Source organism: Acidimicrobiales bacterium (genome assembly GCA_040219515.1).
In the GTDB taxonomy this organism is placed as follows: Bacteria; Actinomycetota; Acidimicrobiia; order Acidimicrobiales; family Aldehydirespiratoraceae; genus JAJRXC01.
This window is the reverse complement of the sequence record JAVJSI010000001.1, coordinates 78,522-98,805: the sequence shown is the minus strand read 5'-3', so window position 1 is coordinate 98,805 and position 20,284 is coordinate 78,522. Positions and strand designations below refer to the sequence as shown.

General features: G+C 68.6%; 18 protein-coding genes and 2 tRNA genes. 12 read left to right on the top strand and 8 right to left on the bottom strand.

Going from position 1 to position 20,284, the window contains the following annotated elements; translation table 11 throughout:
- Nucleotides 1–4 precede the first annotated feature (4 nt).
- On the bottom strand, nt 5–583 hold the full coding sequence (locus RIB98_00485) for a hypothetical protein (GenBank protein MEQ8839434.1): 579 nt from the start codon (nt 581–583) through the stop codon (nt 5–7).
- Nucleotides 584–619: 36 nt separating this feature from the next.
- Between RIB98_00485 and RIB98_00480 the strand changes: the two genes are divergently transcribed.
- Genes RIB98_00480 through era form a run of 4 tightly spaced genes read left to right on the top strand, consistent with a single transcriptional unit; the run spans nt 620 to nt 4,202 of the window.
- Nucleotides 620–1,570, top strand: coding sequence for a PhoH family protein (locus RIB98_00480; protein MEQ8839433.1), 951 nt, complete (start codon nt 620–622; stop codon nt 1,568–1,570).
- A complete protein-coding gene (ybeY, locus tag RIB98_00475; GenBank protein MEQ8839432.1) occupies nt 1,563–2,075 on the top strand; it encodes an rRNA maturation RNase YbeY in 513 nt (170 codons plus the stop codon). The genes RIB98_00480 and ybeY overlap by 8 nt, the downstream gene beginning before the upstream one ends.
- On the top strand, nt 2,072–3,364 hold the full coding sequence (locus RIB98_00470) for a hemolysin family protein (GenBank protein ID MEQ8839431.1): 1,293 nt from the start codon (nt 2,072–2,074) through the stop codon (nt 3,362–3,364). The genes ybeY and RIB98_00470 overlap by 4 nt, the downstream gene beginning before the upstream one ends.
- A complete protein-coding gene (era, locus tag RIB98_00465; protein MEQ8839430.1) occupies nt 3,357–4,202 on the top strand; it encodes a GTPase Era in 846 nt (281 codons plus the stop codon). Before RIB98_00470 ends, era begins: the two co-directional genes overlap by 8 nt.
- 6 nt (nt 4,203–4,208) lie before the next feature.
- Here era and RIB98_00460 read toward each other — a convergent pair whose 3' ends face one another.
- The 4 genes from RIB98_00460 to RIB98_00445 all read right to left on the bottom strand — a co-directional run bounded on the left by RIB98_00460 (nt 4,209) and on the right by RIB98_00445 (nt 8,851).
- Nucleotides 4,209–5,441, bottom strand: a complete 1,233-nt coding sequence (locus RIB98_00460; GenBank protein ID MEQ8839429.1) for a ferric reductase-like transmembrane domain-containing protein — start codon at nt 5,439–5,441, stop codon at nt 4,209–4,211.
- Nucleotides 5,442–5,539: 98 nt separating this feature from the next.
- On the bottom strand, nt 5,540–6,400 hold the full coding sequence (locus tag RIB98_00455) for an FAD:protein FMN transferase (GenBank protein ID MEQ8839428.1): 861 nt from the start codon (nt 6,398–6,400) through the stop codon (nt 5,540–5,542).
- A complete protein-coding gene (locus RIB98_00450) occupies nt 6,390–6,905 on the bottom strand; it encodes a hypothetical protein (GenBank protein ID MEQ8839427.1) in 516 nt (171 codons plus the stop codon). The genes RIB98_00455 and RIB98_00450 overlap by 11 nt, the downstream gene beginning before the upstream one ends.
- A 50-nt stretch (nt 6,906–6,955) precedes the next feature.
- Entirely contained in the window at nt 6,956–8,851 is a 1,896-nt protein-coding gene (locus RIB98_00445; protein MEQ8839426.1) for an ATP-dependent DNA helicase, read from the bottom strand.
- A 91-nt stretch (nt 8,852–8,942) separates the two neighbouring features.
- Between RIB98_00445 and uppS the strand changes: the two genes are divergently transcribed.
- Nucleotides 8,943–9,668: a polyprenyl diphosphate synthase gene (uppS, locus tag RIB98_00440; GenBank protein MEQ8839425.1), complete on the top strand. Its 726-nt coding sequence runs from the start codon at nt 8,943–8,945 to the stop codon at nt 9,666–9,668.
- A gap of 4 nt (nt 9,669–9,672) precedes the next feature.
- Nucleotides 9,673–10,398 carry a DNA repair protein RecO gene (gene recO / locus RIB98_00435; protein ID MEQ8839424.1) on the top strand — a complete coding sequence of 242 codons (726 nt, stop codon included), beginning with the start codon at nt 9,673–9,675 and terminating at the stop codon, nt 10,396–10,398.
- Nucleotides 10,399–10,422: 24 nt separating this feature from the next.
- Here recO and RIB98_00430 read toward each other — a convergent pair whose 3' ends face one another.
- Complete coding sequence (locus RIB98_00430; protein ID MEQ8839423.1) at nt 10,423–11,655, bottom strand: RDD family protein; 1,233 nt, start codon at nt 11,653–11,655, stop codon at nt 10,423–10,425.
- A 37-nt stretch (nt 11,656–11,692) separates the two neighbouring features.
- Here RIB98_00430 and RIB98_00425 point away from each other — a divergent pair, with 37 nt between their 5' ends.
- A complete protein-coding gene (locus tag RIB98_00425) occupies nt 11,693–13,009 on the top strand; it encodes a glycine--tRNA ligase (protein ID MEQ8839422.1) in 1,317 nt (438 codons plus the stop codon).
- A 9-nt stretch (nt 13,010–13,018) separates the two neighbouring features.
- Here RIB98_00425 and RIB98_00420 read toward each other — a convergent pair whose 3' ends face one another.
- On the bottom strand, nt 13,019–14,329 hold the full coding sequence (locus tag RIB98_00420) for a glycoside hydrolase family 3 N-terminal domain-containing protein (GenBank protein ID MEQ8839421.1): 1,311 nt from the start codon (nt 14,327–14,329) through the stop codon (nt 13,019–13,021).
- Between the two features lie 69 nt (nt 14,330–14,398).
- Here RIB98_00420 and dnaG point away from each other — a divergent pair, with 69 nt between their 5' ends.
- Nucleotides 14,399–16,288: a DNA primase gene (dnaG, locus tag RIB98_00415; GenBank protein MEQ8839420.1), complete on the top strand. Its 1,890-nt coding sequence runs from the start codon at nt 14,399–14,401 to the stop codon at nt 16,286–16,288.
- A complete protein-coding gene (rpoD, locus tag RIB98_00410) occupies nt 16,285–17,658 on the top strand; it encodes an RNA polymerase sigma factor RpoD (protein MEQ8839419.1) in 1,374 nt (457 codons plus the stop codon). The genes dnaG and rpoD overlap by 4 nt, the downstream gene beginning before the upstream one ends.
- A gap of 47 nt (nt 17,659–17,705) precedes the next feature.
- On the opposite strand, the gene RIB98_00405 is transcribed toward rpoD, so the two are convergent.
- Nucleotides 17,706–18,797: an HNH endonuclease gene (locus RIB98_00405; protein ID MEQ8839418.1), complete on the bottom strand. Its 1,092-nt coding sequence runs from the start codon at nt 18,795–18,797 to the stop codon at nt 17,706–17,708.
- Between the two features lie 212 nt (nt 18,798–19,009).
- Between RIB98_00405 and RIB98_00400 the strand changes: the two genes are divergently transcribed.
- From RIB98_00400 to RIB98_00390, 3 genes are all read left to right on the top strand, one after another.
- Nucleotides 19,010–19,085 (top strand) — tRNA-Asn (locus tag RIB98_00400).
- 80 nt (nt 19,086–19,165) lie between these two features.
- Nucleotides 19,166–19,242, top strand: a tRNA-Ile gene (locus RIB98_00395).
- A 144-nt stretch (nt 19,243–19,386) separates the two neighbouring features.
- Complete coding sequence (locus RIB98_00390; GenBank protein MEQ8839417.1) at nt 19,387–20,223, top strand: hypothetical protein; 837 nt, start codon at nt 19,387–19,389, stop codon at nt 20,221–20,223.
- Nucleotides 20,224–20,284 lie beyond the last annotated feature (61 nt).

The following is a 20,284-nucleotide window of genomic DNA, read 5'->3' as shown; positions in this document are numbered from 1 at the left end:
GGGCTCAGCCGACCCTCAGCACGAGATGATCGAGCGCGGCGATGGCGACGTGGACGATCGACGGCGGAACGGCGTCGAGGCGAAGTGCGATCACATCCGTGCCCGCGCTGTGGAGGTCGCCGCGCAGCTCGTCGCCGGCGACAGAGACGAGCACGGGCGGACGATCGACGGCGAGCTCGACGAGCGCGTCGACGAGTGCGACATCGAGCGTCGGTGGCCGGTCGCCGACCGTCGGGTCCTCGCCGGGTGCGGTGCGCACCGTCGCCACCCGGCCCGTGGGGATCACGACGTCGCCGCGGCTCGGCTCGCGTACCGCCACGAAGTCGACGCCGAGGGCGGCGACCCGACCCCGTGCGGTGCGACCACCGAGGGTCCGGACGGTGACGGGACTGCCGCGTTCGGCGAGGTCGAGCAGCACACCGGCGACCGTCGCATCGGCCGCGGCCTGGCGTTCGAGCCATCGCTGACGGGTGCGTTCGGCGGCCGCGTCGTCGACGCGACCCTCGGCCAACCAGGCCGACAGCCCGCTCAGGGGGTCGTCGCCGGTGAGCCGCAAGGGCTGCTGCGAGGAATCGCCGTCCACGACGGTCGAGGGTACCGGTACCATTCCCGGTGAACGATGAGCGAACACGCGATCACCATCCGCATCCCCGGCAATCACCTGATGGGTGCACTCCTCGGCGAACACGACCGACATCTTCGTCGCGTCGAGGCGGCCTTCCCCGACACCGACGTCACGGTGCGCGGCAACGAGGTCCATCTCAGCGGTCCGAGCGCGCCGATCGTGCAGACGCTGTTCGAGGAGCTCGTGGTGCTGGCCGAGAAGGGTCAACGCCTCGACGAGCGTTCGCTCGACCGCACGATCGACATGGTGCGCCAGGACGAGCGACCCTCGGCGGTCTTCACCCACGAGATCCTCAAGGCCGACAAGGGCAAGATCATCCGCCCGAAGTCGAGCGGGCAGAAGGCCTACGTCGAGGCGATCGACGGCAATGTCATCACCTTCGGCATCGGTCCGGCCGGTACCGGCAAGTCGTGGCTGGCGGTGGCGATGGCGTGCGCGGCACTCCAGGCCGGCGCGGTCGAGCGCATCATCCTCACCCGGCCCGCCGTCGAGGCCGGCGAGCGACTCGGCTTCCTCCCCGGCGACCTGATGGCCAAGGTCGACCCGTATCTGCGGCCGCTCTACGACGCCCTCCACGACATGGTCGGCATGGACGGCGTCGAGCGGCTGATGGAACGCGGTGTGGTCGAGGTGGCCCCGCTCGCCTTCATGCGTGGTCGCACGCTCAACTCGTCGTTCATCATCCTCGACGAGGCCCAGAACACCACGCCCGAGCAGATGAAGATGTTCCTCACCCGCATCGGGTTCGGCTCCAAGGCGGTCATCACCGGCGACGTCACCCAGGTCGACGTGCAGACCGGTCGCAGCGGGCTTCTCGGCCTCGAACCGATTCTCGGTGGCATCGACGGCATCGACTTCGTGCGCTTCACCGGCCGCGACGTGGTGCGCCATCGCATCGTGCAGGACATCGTCGACGCCTATGAGAAGGCCGGCGTCGATGGCTGAACCGGCGAACGGCGGCCGCCCGGTCGTCGTCGCGGTCGACGAACAGCACGACCTGCCCGTCGACGTCGGACGGTGGTCGCGACTCGCCGGCGACTCGCTGGCGGCCTCCGGGGTCGTCGAGGGCGAGCTCAATCTGTTGTTCGTCGACGAAGAGGTGATGACCGAGCTCAACCGTGAGCACATGGACGAGGATCGGCCCACCGACGTGTTGTCGTTCCCGCTCGATGCCGACGACGACGATCCCGTGGGCGAGCGGTTGATCGGCGACATCGTGGTGTGCCCCGCCTACGCCGCTCGTCAGGCCGCCGATCACCGCGACGACCGCGGTCACGACGGTTCGGTCGACGACGAGCTGGCGCTGCTCATCGTCCACGGCGTGCTGCACATCCTCGGCCACGACCACGCCGAGGCCGACGAGACGGTGCGCATGCAGGCGGCCGAGGATGCCCTGCTCGGCGCGCACCACCGTCCTGTGGTCCAGCACCGTCCCGGGACCCCCGCATGACGACCGGTCTGATCGTGGCGGTCATCGGCATCGGCGTGCTGGTCGTGATGGCAGCGCTGGTGGCGGCCGGCGAGACCGCGCTGACCCACATCAGCCACGCTCGCGCCGAATCATTTGCGTCCGACGGCGTTCCCGGCGCCGGGGCACTGGCCCATCTGCTCATCGACCGCGAATCCAGTCTGGCGCCGTTGCTGTTGCTGCGGATCATCTTCCACCTGGCCGCATCGTCGATCGTCACCGTGCTGGTCGTCGATCGGGCCGGGGCCACCTGGGTTGCGGCGGCGGTCGCCGTCGAGGTGATGGTGCTCTACGTGCTGGCCGAGGCGATGCCGAGATCGTGGGCACTGCAACACCCCGACATCGCCGCCCGCCGGGCTGCCCCGGTGGTCCGCCTGGTGCTCTTCATCGCACCGTTGCGGTGGGCGAGCCGCGCCCTCAACGGCATCTCCAACGGGCTCCTTCCCGGGCCCGCCCGACCGCCCGTGGTCACCGAGGACGAACTCATCGCGCTCACCGGTGCCGCGGCCGCCGGCGAGTCGATCGAGGAAGAGGAGCGTGACCTCATCGAGTCCGTCTTCGCGCTGGGCGACACGGTGGTGCGCGAGGTGATGGTGCCGCGCACCGACATGGTCACGAGCCCAGCGGCGAGTTCGGTCACCGAGGTGCTCGACCTTGCGATCGACAAGGGGCTCAGTCGCCTTCCGGTGTGCGGCGACGGAATCGACGACATCGTCGGTGTCTGCCTGATCAAGGATCTCACCCGAGCCGAGCGGGCCGGGCAGGGCAGCCGTGAGGTGCGGACGGTGATGCGTCGGGCCCGCTTCGTTCCCGAGACGAAGCACGCCGATGCGCTGCTGCGCGAGATGCAGCTCGGTCGGCATCACCTGGCCATCGTCGTCGACGAGTACGGCGGCACCTCCGGCCTCGTCACCCTCGAGGACGTGGTCGAGGAGCTGGTCGGCGAGATCGTCGACGAGTACGACATCGAACAACCGCTGGTCGAACCACTCGCCGGCGGCGAGGTGCTCGTCCACGGTCGCATGCCCGTTGATCAGCTCCACACCCTGGTTCCCTCGGCGATCGAGGACGGCGACTGGGACACCGTGGGTGGGCTGATCTTCAACACCCTCGGCCACATTCCCAGCGTCGGTGAATGGATCGAGGAGGGTGGCGTGCGCCTCCAGGTCGAACGGATGGAAGGGCGTCGCATCACGCGCGTCCGACTCACGCCGGTTCTCGATCCCGAGGACGCCGACCAGAGAGCCCAGCGAGAGGGCGCGCATGGCTGAGTTCCGATCGGGGTTCGTGACCCTCGTGGGCCGGCCCAACGCGGGCAAGTCGACCCTGCTCAACCGCATCCTCGGCCACAAGGTCTCGATCGTGTCCGACAAGCCGCAGACCACCCGCACGCAGGTGCGTGGCGTGCTCACCGACGACGACGCGCAGCTCGTGTTCGTCGACACGCCGGGCATCCACAAGCCCCGTACCGCCCTGGGCACGAGCCTCAATGCGACCGCGAACCAGGCCACCACCGAGGTCGACGTCGTGTGCTTCGTGCTCGACGCCACGGCGCCCTACGGCCGCGGCGACGCGTTCATCGCCGAGCGGTTGCCGAAGGACTCGGTCGTCGTCGTCACCAAGGCCGACCTCGCGTCACCCGAACAGGTGCTGGCCCAGCTGCAGTCCACCTCGGCGCTGGCCGTCGAGTCGTGGTTCCCGGTGTCGGGCACGACCGGCGAGGGCATCGATGCCCTGGTCGCCCACCTCCGTTCCCGCATGCCCGAAGGACCGCACTTCTACCCCGAGGGCATGATCACCGATGTGCCCGATGAGTTCTGGGTGGCCGAACTCGTGCGCGAGCAGCTGCTCGCCGTCACCCGCGAGGAGCTGCCGCACTCCATCGCAACCCGCGTCACCGAATGGGAGTGGCCCCGGGTCCGCTGCGAGATCATCGTCGAGCGCGACTCGCAGAAGGGCATCGTGATCGGGAAGAAGGGCGAGAACCTGAAGAAGGTCGGCATCGCCGTGCGAGAGCAGCTGCCCGAAGGCGTCTTCCTCGAGCTCTTCGTCAAGGTCGAGAAGAACTGGCAACACCAGGCCCACTCCGTCGAGCGGCTGGGCTACTAGACCCGGTTAGAAGCGCCGCGCCGGGTCCTCGGGGGCCTCGTCGCCGTACTGCTCGGCGTACGACAGCCAGTCCTTGAGCCAGGCCGTGTAGGCCGCTTCGTCGGGTTCGCCGGTCAGCGGATCGACGGCGTCGGGCAGCGGCGGCGGACCCGAGGTCGGGGTCGCCGGAGCCTGGATGGTCGACGGTGTCTGCACCACCGGTTCGAATCGGGTGTGCAGGATGTCGGCGCGAGGCTCGTCGTCGACGGCCGCGCCGAACAGTTCAGGGGCCTCGGCCGGCGGCGGGGGCACGGGGAAGCCGTCATCCCCGGAGCGGTCCATCGCCGGCGTGAGACCGAGAGCCTCGAACGGGTCGATGCGACGACCCTCGGCCTCCGCCCTGCGCGGAAGAGTGCGGTCGGCCGGGAGGCCATCGGGGACGGTGCCGTCAGCAGCAATGACGCCGAACGGATCGGCCGGCGATTGGTTGGCCCATCCACCCAGCTCGGGCTCGTCGCTCGACAGGGGCACCGACGCGAACGGGTCGTCGCTGAAGCCGATCGGATCACTGTGCGGTGCGACATCATGGGCGGGCTCGCCCGACTCGGTCGCGATGCCGGGCAACGATTCCGCGAACGGCGCACGTCGCGGGAGCATGGCATTGGGGGTGACCGAGATCTGCGGCTGGGGCGTCGACTCGGGGATCGGCAGTTCCTCGAGACGCTTGCGCATCTCCTCGAGCACGGCACGCTGGTCGGCAAGGCTGGTCGACCCGTGGTCTTCGGGGTCTTGGCGCTGGAGACGCATCGAGACGAGCCCGAGGACCAGAAGCGAGCCGATGCCGGCGATCGCCCAGGTGACCGGATTCTCGACGTCGCTGCCCGCGAGGTAGGCGTGGTAGCTGCCGGCGACCATGGCCACGAAGGACGACAGGTGGACCACCCGCCAGAGCGCCTTGCTGACACGGGACCGCAGGAGCGAGGTGACCTCGACGGCGATCAGCAGATAGGCCGCGATGATGCCCCACGCGATTGCCTCGGTCCGCCAGTCGGACGCGCCGGGCACGAAGAGTTCACGGGGTCCGAAGTCCTCGTAGGAGTCGAGCCAGAGGGTGCCCATGTGGGCGATGAGGAACACCACGCTGATACCACCGAGGAAGCGGTGGAGGTCGAGGAACCACGGCCCGGTGCGGGCGCGGACCGCGCGGGTGGACAGCATCAGGCCCATCACGACCGATGCGGTCGCGGTGGTCCAGGTCATCAGACCGGCGGCTCGAGTGGCATACCACCACAGCTCTTCACTCACGGCGTCTCCAGTCGGCACGTTCTCGCCGAATGCGAGGATTTCGGGGAACTGCCTCAGGCCGCCGTCGACCAGTGGATGACATGGCGCACACCGAACGGTTCGAGGAACGCGGCCGCCTCCGGACCGGCGACCATCGCGGCCTTGGTCAGGATCTCCGCCTGTTGGGCGGTCGCGCCGACCACGGTGATGCATTCGACAGTGCCGTCGGTCGGCGTGCCGGTCCTCGGATCGACCACATGGTGGGCATCGCCGCGGGGGGTCGTCCACCGGCGTCGGCAAGTGGTGCTGGTGCACAGCCCACCGTCGGCGAGCGCCGGAAACGGCAGTCGACCCCAGTCGTCGGTGAACCGCCACCCGGCACCCGACGGGCTCTCGCCGCGTACCCGGAGGTCGCCGCCGATGGAGACCGCCACGCCGCTCGCCCCGTTCGACATCACGAGTTCGGTGGCGAGGTCGGCCGCCGTCCCCTTGCCGATGCCGCCGAGATCGATGCGAACGCCATGGGGCACGGTGATCGCGTGGAGCGCGGCGTCGAGTTCGATGCCGCACACGCCAGGCGCCGGGTGGGGCTCTCCGCCCCCGGCAAGGGTCATGTCGTCGAACGTGCGGTCGTAGCCGAGCGCGACGAGCGAATCGTGCACCGTCGGATCGAAACGGCCACCCGTGGCCTCGGCGCCGTCGACGGCGGCCTGGACGACCGCGAAGGTGTCGGGACTGACGATCACCGGCACTCCCGGATTGCGATTCAGCCGGCAGATCTCACTGTCGACCACGAAGCGGCTCCAACGAGACTCGAGATCGTCGAGCAGAGCGACAGCGTCGTCGAGGAGCACGCCGTCGGCCTTTGCCGTCACCATCAGGTATGTGGTGCCCATGGCCCGGCCCGTCCGCCGGACCTCGAGGTCAGGATCCACCGGTCGGCAGGCTGGTCGGGGGTAGCGAGGTGGGTGGGCTGAACGAGGTCGTGGGAGGCGCAGCCGTGGTCGGCGCGGGTGGTGCCGTCGCCGGGGGAGCGGTGGGCCCGGCGGTTGCCGGCGGAGCGGGGGTGGGCGCGACCGTCGGGCGAGGCGTGGTGACCTGCGGGGCCGCGGTGGTGGTGACCGCCACGCTGGGCGGCGGGGGTGGCGTGGGCGCCAGCCCCCGTTCGCCGGTGATCGTCCGGTCGGTGTCCGGGGTGGTGGTCGACGAGGCCCGGAACTCGGTGGCGGCGGCCCGCAGGTCGACTCGCTCGACGCCGGTCAGGCTGCCGATCTCGTCGGCCCCGAGGTCGGTCGTGGGCTGCAAGCCGGCGGTGCTGTCGACTTCGCCGGAGCGGTGCGCCCAGCCGACCGTGAACATCAGACCGGCGTAGGCGCCGAGCGCGGACGCGCCGGCGACCCGACGGGCGCGACGGGCTGGATGCGGGCGACGACGACTCACCAGGGCGAGATCGGCACGAACCCGCAGCGAGTTGAGCAGCGGTTCGGCAGTTACTCGTCGCGGAGTTCGCGCAGCAGTGCCTCGGCCTCGGAGCGTTCCTTGGTCCGTCGCATCGGCGGCAGGGCGTTGATGAGCTCCCAGCGGTAGGAACGCGAGGTGGCGAGTCGGGGATCGAGCACCGCCACCACCCCGCGATCGGTCGCCGAGCGGATCAGCCGACCGGCCCCCTGGGCGAGCATGGTGGCCGCTCGTGGCAGGTCGATGGTGCGGAATGCGGCCTTCCCGGCCCGCTCCCGCCGGGCCTGCAACACGGGGTCGTCGGGGCGAGGGAACGGGAGTCGATCGATCACCACCAGGTTGCACGTCGAACCGGGGATGTCGACGCCCTGCCAGAACGACATCGTGGCGAACAGGCACGATTCGTCGTCCTCGACGAACGACGCCAGCAGCGCCATCTTCGATCCTTCGCCCTGCACGAGGACGGGCCACGGCAGGCGGGGCTCGAGATGGGCGGCGGCCTCGCGCATCGCCGCCCAGCTGGTGAAGAGGGCCAGGGTACGTCCGCCGGCGGCGACGATGAGCGCCTCGAGTTCGGCCAACCGCGCCTCGCGATGTCCTTCGGCGCGTGGGTCGGGGAGATTCGTCGGGCAGTAGAGCAGCGCGTTCTTCTCGTAGTCGAAGGGGCTCCCCACGTCGAGCATCTCGGTGCCGGCCGGCAGACCCAGGAGCGTGACCGTGGCGGGCGACAGCGTGGCCGAGGTGAGAATGCCCGGCCGTTTCGACCACAGCCTCTCCTCGAGCAGCTTGTCGATCGAGATCGGGGTGGAACGAAGGCTCGGATTGCTGGTGGGGCCGTCGACCCACAGCACCTCGTGGTCGATGGGCCAGCGCACGTAGTCGATGTCGTCGAGCAGCGAGGTGACGGCCTGGCGGGCCCGCAGCGCCTTGGCCGCGGTTTCCGCGGGCGCGTCCTTGGGCACCACTCGGAGTGCGTTGAGCAGCTGGTCGACACGGCCACGGATGAGGTCGATCGTGGCGCCGGTGTCGTCGTCGAGACCGTCGGCCAATCGCTGACCGACCAGATGTTCGAGTTGCGAGTGCAGGAGGGTGGCGGCGTCCTCTACACCTTCGGGCGCATCCCGGGCGGCGAGGACTGCGCCGGCGGAGCGCGCTGCGGCGCGCAGCCGAGCCGGGCTGATCTGGCGGCCGGCGGCTTCCGACACGATGTCCTCGAGCTGGTGGGCCTCGTCGATCACGACGAGGTCGTGTTCGGGGAGAATGCCCTCGACCATGATCTCGATGGCGTAGAGGTGGAGGTTGACGATGATGACATCGGCGGTGGCCGCCTTTCGACGGGCCCGTTCGGCCAGGCAATCGTCGCCCACCGGGCAGCGGCCCGCCCCGGGGCATTCGTCGCGCCCCACGCTGACGAGGCGCCAGGCGCGGTCGTCGATGTCGGGGAGTTCGGCGCGGTCGCCCGTCTCGGTCGCCGCCGCGAACACCCGCAACCGGGCCAGCAGATCACTGTCGAGCGTCGGCGTGGCCGTGTCCTGGTCGCCCAGATCCAGACCGAGGCGGTCGTCGGCTTCGGCCTCGTCGAGTCGTTGCAGACAGAGGTAGTTCGAGCGGCCTTTCAGCACGGCGAAGTCGACACCGCCCGGAATGCGCTCGTCGAGGAACGGCAGATCCTTGCCCGCGAGCTGGTCCTGCAGTGCCTTGGTGGCGGTGGCGACGATGGTCGTCTTGCCGGCGAGCGCCGTCGGCACGAGGTAGGCGAGCGATTTCCCGGTGCCGGTACCGGCCTGGACGACCACGTGGCCACCGTCGCGGATCGCCGTGGCGACCGCGGTGACCATCCGGCGCTGCCCTTCGCGACGTTCGCCGCCGCCGGGGAGGGCAACCGCGACCTCGTCGAGGGTCTCGAGCGCCTGCTCGGCTAGGTCCACGTCGTCATGGCTTCCGGGTCGTGTGGGTCATCATCGCCGGGCGGATCCTAGCCAGCACCACCCGGAACGGATGAGCCGGTAGGTTCGCGGGGTGCGCCTCGAAGATCTCGATCCGGAACGGATCCCCCGCCACGTCGCCTGCGTGATGGACGGCAACGGGCGATGGGCACAGGCACAGAATCTGCCTCGCACCGAAGGCCACAAGGCGGGGGAACATTCGCTGTTCGAGGTCGTCGACGGCTGCCTCGACGCCGGGGTCGAATGGCTGACGGTCTACGCGTTCAGCACCGAGAACTGGCGCCGACCCAAGGACGAGGTCCGCTTCCTCATCAACTTCAACGAGGAGATCCTCCTGCGTCGTCGTGACGAACTCGACGAGCGGGGCGTGCGCATTCGCTTCATCGGCCGCCGCGACTGGCGAGTGCCGAAACGGCTGATCAAGCGCATGAACGAGTCCTCGGAGCTCACGAAGAACAACCGCAAGCTCACCTTCACGATCGCGTTCAACTACGGCGGACGGGCCGAGATCGTCGACGCGGTTCGTGAGATCGCGGCGAGCGGCATCGCCCCGAAGAAGATCACCGAGAAGACCATCGCCGAGCATCTCTACGACCCCGAGATGCCCGATCCCGACCTGGTCATCCGCACCTCGGGTGAGTTCCGCATCTCGAACTTCCTGCTCTGGGAGCTCGCCTACAGCGAGCTGATCTTCACCGACACGCCATGGCCGGCGTTTCAGCGCAACGAGCTGTTCGGCGCCATCGGCGAGTTCCAGGAACGTGAGCGTCGCTTCGGCGGCGTCAACGGCGGGGGCTGAACCCATGGCGCTCTACCGCGACCACGCCGTCGTGCTCCGGTCCTGGAAGCTCGGCGAGGCGGATCGCATCATCAGCCTGCACACCCATGATCACGGCAAGGTGCGGGGCGTCGCCAAGGGTGTGCGCCGGACGAAGTCGAAGTTCGGGGCCCGCCTCGAACCGCTGAGCCATGTGGCCATCCAGCTGTATCGGGGCCGCGGTGATCTCGACACGATCACGCAGGTCGAAACGGTCGACCGGTTCGCCACCCTGCGCGAGGACTCCGATCGGTTCGCCCGAGCCGAGGCGATGCTCGAAGCCGTCGATCAGGTCGCCCAGGATCGCGAACCCGACCGGGTGCTGCACGTGATGCTCGTCCGGGCCCTCCGCACGCTCAACCAGCGCGACTCGGCGCTGGTCGTGGCCGCGTTCTTCCTGAAGCTGCTGGCCCACGAGGGCGTGCAACCGGCACTCGACCTCTGTATCGAGTGCGGAAGCGACGGCCCGTTCGCCGCGTTCGACTTCGACGATGGTGGGGTGCGCTGCAACGACTGTCGGCGTGGGCGCCCGATCTCCGATGGTGCGCTCGTGCTGATGCGCCGGGTGCTCGGCGGCAGGCTCGCCGGCGTGCTCGAGGAGCCGGTGGGGCCGGCAACCGGCGAGGTCGACATGTTGGCCACCGCACTGCTCGAGCACCACTTGGAGCGGCGCCTCCGGTCGGTGGCGGTGCTGGAGCAGCATCCGACCTGAGCCGGCGCGGCCGCCCGAGCTGCGCTACCGGGAGATCGGGATCCAGGCCCCGGTGGCCTCGCTCCACTCCATCCACTCGCCGAGTTCGGCGTCCCACTGGATGTAGGTGTCGCGGGCCTCGTCCCACTGCGGTGCGTCCACACCCGGCTGGGGCACAGGCGTCTCGGCGACCGGCGGTGCCGGTGCCGGTGGGTCGGGCATGATCGCTGCGGTTGCGTCGGCCCGCGCCTCGGGAAGCTCGGGTTCGATGATCTCCGGTTCCATGACCTCGGGTTCGATGGTCTCGGGTTCGAGGCCCCCGGAATCGTCGCCATCGGATCCCGCGTCGGCGGACTCGGTTTCGCCGGTCGGGGGCGCCGGCGGTGTCACTGCCGGCGGCGCGATGGATCCCGGGTCGCGGTAGTCGCTCGGCGGCGGTGGCGGGGTGGTGTCGGCGGGCGGAGGAGGTGCGGGGCTGGCCGACGGGGCGGGCGGTGGGAACACCGGCGGTGCCGCGGACGCAGGCGGTGGGGGCGTGGACGGGAACGTCTGCGGGGGTGGCGGCGGTGTCGCGCCCATGGTGGTGCCCGAGGGCGGCGGCGGCGCGAAACCGCTCGGCGGCGGCGGCGGGGCACCGACCGGGGGCGACGGTGCGTAGCCGACCGGGGCGACGGTGTTCACACCGCTGATCGGGAGCGGCTGGCCGACCCATTTCTTGTCGATGACCAGGGTGTTGGCCGCCATGTCGCCCACGCGGCGATGGCCGCTGCTCGACACACCGGTGATGAGGCCGACGAGCGGGAACAGCACACCACCGGGGATGCCGTCGACGAGCCAGAGGACCCACCGCAGCAGGTTGGGAACGAACCCCGCCAGCTCGAACGTGTCCTGTTTCACGATTCGCAGCCCGACCAGCGCCTTGCCGGGGTTGAATCCGGTCATGGCCGGGAGGAGGAGATGGACGACGAAGAGATAGAGCACGCCGATGCCGAGCAGCAGCCCGAAGTCGCTGTCCTCGAGCAGCATGACCGTGTTGTCGAACGCAATACAGAGAAAACCGGTGTCGGTGTCGTTGATGAGGTCGCAGGTGAGTTCGGCCTCGAGCGCCGAGCCGAGCTCCTCCGACGACGCCAGGCTCGCGAACAACACCACGACCAACACGATCAGGATGGCGGCGTCGATGATGTAGGCGAGGATCCGACGGCCGATGACAGCGGTGGGATCAGTGGGAGGCATCGCGGGCGGCGTCGTCGGTGGCAGTGGGGTCTGTGCAGTCACGGGTCCATGCTCGCACGTCGCCGGTAGTCTCGTCGCCATGCCTGACGCCGATCCGCAGCTTTTCGACAAGATCGTGAACCTCTCCAAACGCCGGGGATTCGTGTTCCAGTCGGCGGAGATCTACGGCGGATTCCGGTCGACCTACGACTACGGACCGCTCGGCGTGCTGTTGCTCCGCAACGTCAAGGACGCGTGGTGGCGAGACATGGTCCAGATGCGCCACGACGTAGTGGGGCTCGACGCGTCGGTGCTGTCGCCGCCGCAGGTCTGGCAGGCTTCGGGTCACCTTTCGAACTTCTCCGATCCGCTGGTCGACTGCACCAACTGCAATGCCCGTCACCGACTCGACAAGCTCGACGATCCGAACACCTGTCCCACCTGTGGCACTTCGGGTTCGTTCACCGAAGCCCGCGAGTTCAACCTGATGTTCAAGACCAACGCCGGGCCGGTGGTCGACTCCGCCGCCGAGGTCTATCTGCGACCCGAGACGGCGCAGGGCATGTTCATCAACTTCGCCAACGTGCTCAACACGAGCCGCAAGAAGCCACCGTTCGGCATCGCCCAGATCGGCAAGTCGTTCCGCAACGAGATAACCCCCGGCAACTTCGTCTTTCGCACCCGCGAGTTCGAGCAGATGGAGATGGAGTTCTTCGTGCCGCCCGACGAGGCGCAGCAGTGGTACGAGTACTGGTGCCAGGCCCGCATGGACTGGTATCTCGACCTCGGCATGCCGGCCGACTCCGTGCGCCTGCGTCCCCACGACGATGATGAGCTCAGCCACTACTCGTCGGGCACCTCCGACGTCGAGTTCCTGTTCCCTTGGGGTTGGGACGAGCTCGAGGGCATCGCCAATCGCGGCGACTTCGACCTCACCCAACACGCCAACGCATCCGGCGAGAAGCTCGACTACTTCGATCAGGCCTCCGGTGAGCGCTACACGCCCCACGTGATCGAGCCCGCGGCCGGCGCCACCCGCACGGCGATGGCATTCCTCATGGCCGCCTACGACGAGGAGACGGTCAACGACGACACCCGCACGGTGCTGCGTCTCGACCATCGCCTGGCGCCCTACAAGGTCGCGGTGTTGCCGTTGAGCAAGAAGGACACGCTCACGCCGACCGCCCTCGAGGTGTTCGACGCGGTCAAGGGTCGTTGGATGGCCGACTACGACGAGACCCAGTCGATCGGCAAGCGCTACGCCCGCCAGGACGAGATCGGCACCCCGTTCTGCATCACCGTCGACTTCGACACGCTCGAGGACCGCGCCGTGACCGTGCGCGAACGCGACAGCCGCGAGCAGGACCGCGTGAGCCTCGACCAGCTCGAGGGCTACCTGGCCGAACGCCTGGGCTAGGGGTCCGGGCTAGGAGTTCGGGCTCCCGCAGAGCGGGAAGAGCCCGGGGTCGGTCAACGCGAGGCGCAGCATCAGGGCACGGCGAACGCTGTCGCGGGCCCGGAGCTCGAACGCCGGATCGGTCTCCATCTCGGTCGACAGTGCTTCGACGACCGGCGCGATGTCGTCGTCGACCACGAAGAGCACGAGGTCGGCCCCGGCGCGGATGGCGGCGACGGCACGCTCGCCGGGCTCGGCGATCACGTCGATGGCGCCGCGCATGGTGGACAGGTCATCGGTGATCACCACGCCGTCGTAGCCGAGCTCGTCGCGGAGGAGCCCGGTGGTGACCGTCGCCGACATCGACGCCGGGAGGTCCGGGTCGATGTCCATGAAGATGTGACCCGTCATCACGAGGGGTGCGCTGGTGGTCTCGTAGGGGAGACGGCCGGTCGTCTCCCAGTGGTCGACGCCGCCCACGGCGGTGCTGCGCTCGGCGTGCGGGTCTTCGAACGTGGCCCCCTGGTTCGGGAAGTGCTTGAGGGTGGCGGCGAGGCCGGCAGCACAGTGGCCCTGGACCACTGCGCTCGACAGCGAGGCCACGATCCCGGGGTCGCCGCCGAAGGAGCGACCCCGGCGGGCCATGAAATGGTCGGGCGCGGTGTCGACGTCGGCAACGGCGCCGAAGTTGACGTCGATTCCCAGCTCTCTCAGCGCGGTGGCGTAGGTGAAGCTCTGCTCCTGGAGGTCGAGCAGCACGTTGTAGGGCTCGCCCTCGATGTAGCGGACGGCCCAGGAGGGCGCCGCGGCCGGTGAGTCGGCGGGCACGCGGATGACCTCGCCGAGCTCGGCATCAGTCGTGATCAGGGGGCGGAAGGTGCACCGCGTGCCCCACACCCGCTCATCGAGGTCGTCGACGGCAGCCCGAAAGGCCGCCGGGTCGTCCTCGGGCACCCAGTTGTCCCTGGACTCGGTGAGGAACACGCCGCCGACGCAGACCGATCCGACGGTGTCCTCGAGCTGGGCGCCGAGCTCGGCGCCATCGAGGCCGGTGACCACGAGGCGGTACGCCAGCTCCTTCGGCGTGGCGTCGGCCACCAGCTCGTCGACCTGCGCGGTCATCGTGAGGATCCGTGGATCGGTCGTCGTGGTGGTGGGAGCACTCGGCAGGGAGATGGTCGGAAGGGTGGTGGTCGGAAGGGTGGTCGTCGGAAGGGTGCTGGCCGGGCTCGGCGCGGTGCTGTCGGCGGGCGAGCGGTCGTCACCGGTGAGGGCGATCACCAGCGCGAACGACACCAGTGCGGCGAGACCGACCAGCTTGTTGCGCAGCGGGAGAGACATGGATCGACCATCCTGTCATCCCCGATCCCATGGGTCGCACGTCAGGGGGCACTGCTAGCTTGCGAACCAATGGGTATTCACGACGATGACATCGCGAAGGTCAGGTCATCGGCCGACCTCGTGGCGCTCATCGGCGAGCACACCGAGATCAAGCGGGCCGGGCGTCAGTGGATGGCTCGCTGCCCCATGCACGGCGAGCGCACGCCGTCGCTGTCGGTCAGCCCCGAGAAGGGCGTCTACTTCTGTTTCGGCTGTCAGCGCAGTGGCGACGCCATCACGTTCGTGCAGGAGATGGACAATCTGGACTTCGCCGGTGCGGTCGAGTCGCTGGCGTCGCGCTACGGCATCGAGCTGCGCTACACGTCGAAGGACGAGGGTTCGCAGCGGCAACGCAAGAAGGGCCTGCTCGATGCGGTCGAGAAGGCCGCCGCGTTCTATCACGACCGATTACTCACCTCGCCCGATGCCGGCGAGGCGCGCAGCTACCTGCGGTCGCGGGGCTACGACGGCGACGTGGTGCGGCGCTACCAGATCGGTTGGGCACCTGACGACTGGGACCAGCTGGCCCGTCACCTGCGCCTGAGCGCCGACGCACTGCGCGACAGCGGGCTCGGTTTCGTCAACAAGGCCGGGCGCCAACAAGACGCCTTCCGGGCCCGAGTGATGTTCCCCATCCAGGACGAACGCGGCGACCCAGTGGGGTTCGGTGGCCGCATCCTGCCTGGTCACGAAGGCTCCAAGTACAAGAACACCACCACCGAGGCCGCCGTCTACGACAAGAGTCGGGTGCTCTACGGACTCCACACCCACCGCGAAGGAATCGTCAAGGCGGGCGAGGCGATCATCTGCGAGGGCTACACCGATGTGATCGGCTTCGCCGAGGCGGGCATCCCCCGGGCGGTGGCGACCTGTGGCACGGCGATGACCGAGGACCACGTGAAGCTGCTCAAGCGGTTCTCGGCCAGCCGCCTGGTGCTGGCCTTCGATGCGGATGCCGCGGGGCTCGCCGCCGCAGCCCGTGTCTACGAGTGGGAGCGCGAACACGAGCTCGAGGTGCGGGTCGCCGACCTGCCGGCCGGGGTCGACCCGGCCGACCTCGCCCGCGAGGACCCCGTCGAGCTCCAACGGGCCGTCGACGAGGCGATTCCGTTCCTGAGTTTTCGCCTCGAGCGCGTGCTCCGGGCGGGCGACATGTCGTCGGTCGAGGGCCGAGCCCGCACGGCCGAGGCTGCGCTCGACGTGCTCACCGAACACCCCGACCCGCTGGTCCGCGATGCCTACCTGCTCGAGGTGGCCGACCGTTGTCGAGTCGATCTCTCCCGCCTGCGCGAGCTGGCCTCCGCACCCCGCCAGAAAGCGGTCGAGCGCGAGACCGTGCCCGCTCGTCGACGCGACGAGCGCCGCGATCGCGAGTCCTCCCCGCCGGTCGATTCCTACGACGGGTACAGCGACGGCTACGGCGACGATGCGCAGGACCCGATGCCGGGCGACCTGCTGATCGAGACCGAACACGCCGGCACCGCGGCCGAGGACGAGGCTCTACGTCTCGCCATCCACCGGCCGGAGGACGCCACCCGCCTCCATCCGCTGCTGTTCGGCGACCCGATCCGGCGCGAGGCGTTCATGGCGCTTTCCGAGGGCGGTCTGCTCGGCGCGGGTGACCGGGCAGGGGAGCGGGCTGCCTCGTTGCTGCGCCGTCTCGCCGTCGACCCCTCCGACGCCGACACCGACGACGTACTTGCCGGACTCGGCCGCCTGGCCGGGCGCCGAGCGCTCGACGACCTCCGTCGGAGCCAGCGGGCCCTCGACTCGACCGACGCCCAGAAACGCTACGCCGTGTCGTCGATCGGCCCCTTGAAACTGCTGATCGAAGAGCTCGATGAACGCGAGACGCGGGAAGGCGGCATCGGTCGGTTGCTACCGTGGCTCATCAGCTACGAGGAGGGGAAGGGCGCATGACCGACACGGCACCACAGCTGCCGCTCCCCGACGACGCCGCCGTGCTGTTCGATGCACTGCTCGAAACGGGGAAGGTCTCGGGTCACCTCTCACTCGATCAGCTCGTCCACACGCTCAAGGACGTCGAGTTCGACATGGACCTCTTCGAGAAGATCCGACTCGTCTGCGAGACTGAGGGCATCGTGATCGACGAGAGCGAGACTGCGCCGGTCCCGCCCGAGATCATGGTGCCCGGTGCCGCCGCGGATCCGGTGGTCGCCCCGACGTCCTCGTCGTCGAGCTCCTCCTCTTCGGAGCAGCCCTCGCAGGAGGAACTCGACGCCGCTCCGGTCGATCACGCTCGCGTGGCCCGAGCGGCTGCGTTCGCCGCCACCATCGGCGACGATGTCGAGGAACCGTCTCGGCGCCGCCGCACCCGGGGAAAGGGCGAGGGCGGGAGCTCTGACGATCCCGTCCGGATGTATCTCAAGGAGATCGGGCAGGTGCCGCTGCTCGACGCCCGCCAGGAGGTGCGCATCGCCGCCCGTATCCGGCGTGGTGGTGAAGGTGAGGAGATGCTCGCCGAGCTGGCGGCCACCGACGGCCTGGACAGCCTGGACCCCGCGGAGCGGGCCCGCCTCAACCGGGTCGTCCGCGACGGGAACCGGGCCCGAGACGAACTCACGCGGGCAAATCTCCGCCTGGTGGTGTCGATCGCCAAGCGCTACGTCGGTCGCGGCATGGTGCTGCTCGATCTGGTGCAGGAGGGCAACCTGGGGCTCATGCGGGCGGTCGAGAAGTTCGACCACACGAAGGGCTTCAAGTTCTCGACCTACGCCACCTGGTGGATTCGCCAGGCCATCACCCGCGCCATCGCCGACCAGGCCCGCACCATCCGTATTCCGGTCCACATGGTGGAAGCCATGAACCGGGTCAAGCGGGTGCAGCGCCAGATGCACCAGGACCTCAAGCGCGAGCCGACGGTCGAGGAACTGGCGGCCGAGGTCGACGAGCCCGTCGAGAAGATCCGCGAGATCCTGCGGATCGCCCAGGATCCGCTCTCGCTCGACTCGCCGGTGGGCGAGGAGGACGAGTCGAACCTGGGCGACTTCATCGAGGACCAGAACGCCATCGCCCCCAGCGACGCCGCCGCCCGCATGCTGCTCGCCACCGCCGTACACGACGTGCTCCACGAGCTGTCCGAACGCGAGCAGGAAGTCGTCCGTCTCCGCTTCGGTCTCGACGACGGTCGTCCCCGCACCCTCGAAGAGGTCGGCCGCCAGTTCGGCGTCACCCGCGAACGAATCCGGCAGATCGAAGCGAAGACCCTGGCCAAACTTCGCCACCCCCATCGCAGCGACCGGCTGCGCGACTATCTCGAGAGCAGCTGACCCATCCCGGGCTGCCGGCCCCGGCCCCGATCGTGGAGCGGAGATGGTCACGGCGGCACCAGCATGGGTGTGCCGTCGGGACCGTCGATGATCCGCCAACCCTTGTCGTGGATGAGGTGATGGTGGTGCTTGCAGGCGAGCACGAGATTGTCGATGTCGGTCGACCCGTGGTTGCGACGCCAGATGACGTGGTGTGCCTCGCATCGTGAGGGATGGGCGCCGCAACCGATGCAGCCACCATCGCGGGCGATGAGCGCCCGCCACTGGTTGTCGTCGGCGAGGCGAATCCGGGTGCCGTGCCAGAGCGGCTGGCCGGCGGTGTCGAAGACGACGCCGTAGAGATCGGAGATGCACATGAGGCGGGCAACCTCGGCGCGGGGAAGCGCGCCGACGCCGGGAATGTGGCCCGCGCCGTCGGTGTGGGAAACGACCAGCATCTGGTTGCGCACCGCCGGCGGGCCTCCACGTTCGGGGTCGGTGCGAGTGAGCAAGTTGGCGATGGCGTCGGCCCGGCGCTGAGCGGCGGTGCGCACCTCGGCGGCGCATTCGCGCCCGCCGTCGAGGTGATAGAGACGATCGGTTTCGGTATCGATCGCCGAGCGGATCTCACCGAAGACGGTGTCGTCGAACTCGGCGTGGAGGATTCCCATCTCGTCACCGGCGAAGGCATGTCCACTGCGGTTGCGACGCTGGCGGGTATGCCGCTCGGCGAGATCGGCGTCGGCGGCAGTAGTGCGCACGAAGTCGTCGACCTGGGCGCGCATTGCGTCGGCGGGACGCCCTTCGGCAACGGCCAAGAGCCCCGACCCTGCGACCGCGGCGGCCGAGGAACGCTCGGCCGCTCGGCTCAGCGTGTCGACGTGGGCGCCCGTGATCGCTCCAGCGGCCAAGGCCTCGGCGACCGCAGGTGCGGCGGCGAGTAGCTTGCCCCGGGCGATGGCCCGGTCGGCCTCCCGCTGCGTGCACCGTGTGGCGCCACGCACCAACGACGCCTCGCCCAACTGCGCAGCGATCCCCGCTTCGCATGCATCGATCGCACCACGCAGTCTTGACAGGCCGCCCAGCATCTTCCGAAGGGTGACGGTCTCCGCGGTTGCGACGTCGAATGACGACAACACGTCGATCCAGTCCTCGAACACGACACACCCCTCTCGGAACACAGTGGGGAAGTACGGATGAAGGACCAGACGAAACCCGACGAGGTCAGGGGCCAGGTCTGGCGACCGGCATGGAGAACACCCTATCCGAGCGCGGAAGAAAAGCGAACATATGTTCGCTTTTTCTGTTGGGATCTCCGACCGATTCGCGTGATGCCTGGCGAAATGTTGCTGGTAGTCTCCATCCCGATCCTTCCGGGGTAGCTCAGCTGGCAGAGCATCCGACTGTTAATCGGATTGTCGTGGGTTCGAGCCCCACCCCCGGAGCCACAGAAGCACGAGAAGCATCGGACCGCCCACGGGCGGTCCGCTTCGCGTCCGACCCCGGGTGCCTCCGATAGGGTCCCGCTGGGCTCGTAGCTCAGTCGGTCAGAGCAGAGGACTCATAATCCTTCGGTCGTGGGTTCGATCCCCACCGAGCCCACCACGCTGAACAGGGGCTTTGTCTATACCGATGAATGGGCCAGCCTCCCGGTTGCTCACTCGTTGCTCAAACGCCACGGTGTTTGCGGGCGAAGCGGCCATCAAGCCGGTCAAAGCGCAAACGAGCCAGACCGGCGAAACTGTCGTCATGGAAGAAGCCGGTACTGGAACTAGTCGGATTGTCGAACTGAGCCTTCGCGAGAACGCCTACGACTTTCTCAACGAGTCGCTCCGCTTTGCCGATCGGGCCACAAGCGGGGAGAACAGCGCATGGAAGTTCGCCATCGTGCTCGCGTCGCAGGCTGTCGAGTTGCTCCTCAAGGCCAGGCTCGAGGACGAGCATCCGCTACTTGTGTTGGCAAACCCTGACAAGGGAAACTCGACCGCCACAGTCGACGTTCCGGCGGCCCTCGCTCGTCTTGCTGGTGCGGGAGCGAACTTCGACGCCGAGGACGTGTCCCGGCTTCATCACGCAAGAAGGATGCGGAATCAGTTCGCCCACTACAACGTCCGAGCGACAGTTGATCAGCTTGAGGCTGCGTTCGCCGACCTCATGGAGTTCGCCCACGTCTTCCACTTGGAGCAACTGAACGGCGAGCTTCACGATCTTCTTGACGAGGATGTGTATGGAATAGAGGCAGCGATGATGGATCGCTTCCGTCGCAGCTTGTTGACCTATCAAGGGTCGGAGGTGTCGAGGAGCCTGCCGTTGGAGCTTCTGGAGTCCCAGTTCGCTCTGCGAGTTCGCTTCGGTGACGTAGTACTTGATCGAATCCGGTGCGGCGCCCCGGAGGACATCCTCGTCGGGCAATACGACGGTTGTTGCGGAGACTGTTCTGCTGTCCCCGGCCAGCTACACGTTTGGGGCTGCGACATAGAGCGTTGTCCCGAGTGCGGAGGGCAGATGCTGAGTTGCGATTGCGACGCAGAGTGGGAGTGGGCCGACGAGATTGATGAGTGGCGAACGGGCTACGGCGCTGACTGAGTGGAGCTGCTCAGTGCATTGCTGACCGCAGCTGCCGCTGCCTCGTCTCGCTGGGGGTCTG

Bases quoted from the DNA above. Each gene is read 5' to 3' on its own strand.
- RIB98_00480 (MEQ8839433.1), top strand. From the start codon at position 620: ATGAGCGAACACGCGATCACCATCCGCATCCCCGGCAATCACCTGATG.
- ybeY (MEQ8839432.1), top strand. From the start codon at position 1,563: ATGGCTGAACCGGCGAACGGCGGCCGCCCGGTCGTCGTCGCGGTCGAC.
- RIB98_00470 (MEQ8839431.1), top strand. From the start codon at position 2,072: ATGACGACCGGTCTGATCGTGGCGGTCATCGGCATCGGCGTGCTGGTC.
- era (MEQ8839430.1), top strand. From the start codon at position 3,357: ATGGCTGAGTTCCGATCGGGGTTCGTGACCCTCGTGGGCCGGCCCAAC.
- RIB98_00460 (MEQ8839429.1), bottom strand. From the start codon at position 5,441: ATGACCTGGACCACCGCGACCGCATCGGTCGTGATGGGCCTGATGCTG.
- recO (MEQ8839424.1), top strand. From the start codon at position 9,673: ATGGCGCTCTACCGCGACCACGCCGTCGTGCTCCGGTCCTGGAAGCTC.
- RIB98_00425 (MEQ8839422.1), top strand. From the start codon at position 11,693: ATGCCTGACGCCGATCCGCAGCTTTTCGACAAGATCGTGAACCTCTCC.
- RIB98_00420 (MEQ8839421.1), bottom strand. From the start codon at position 14,329: ATGTCTCTCCCGCTGCGCAACAAGCTGGTCGGTCTCGCCGCACTGGTG.
- dnaG (MEQ8839420.1), top strand. From the start codon at position 14,399: ATGGGTATTCACGACGATGACATCGCGAAGGTCAGGTCATCGGCCGAC.
- rpoD (MEQ8839419.1), top strand. From the start codon at position 16,285: ATGACCGACACGGCACCACAGCTGCCGCTCCCCGACGACGCCGCCGTG.
- RIB98_00390 (MEQ8839417.1), top strand. From the start codon at position 19,387: ATGGAAGAAGCCGGTACTGGAACTAGTCGGATTGTCGAACTGAGCCTT.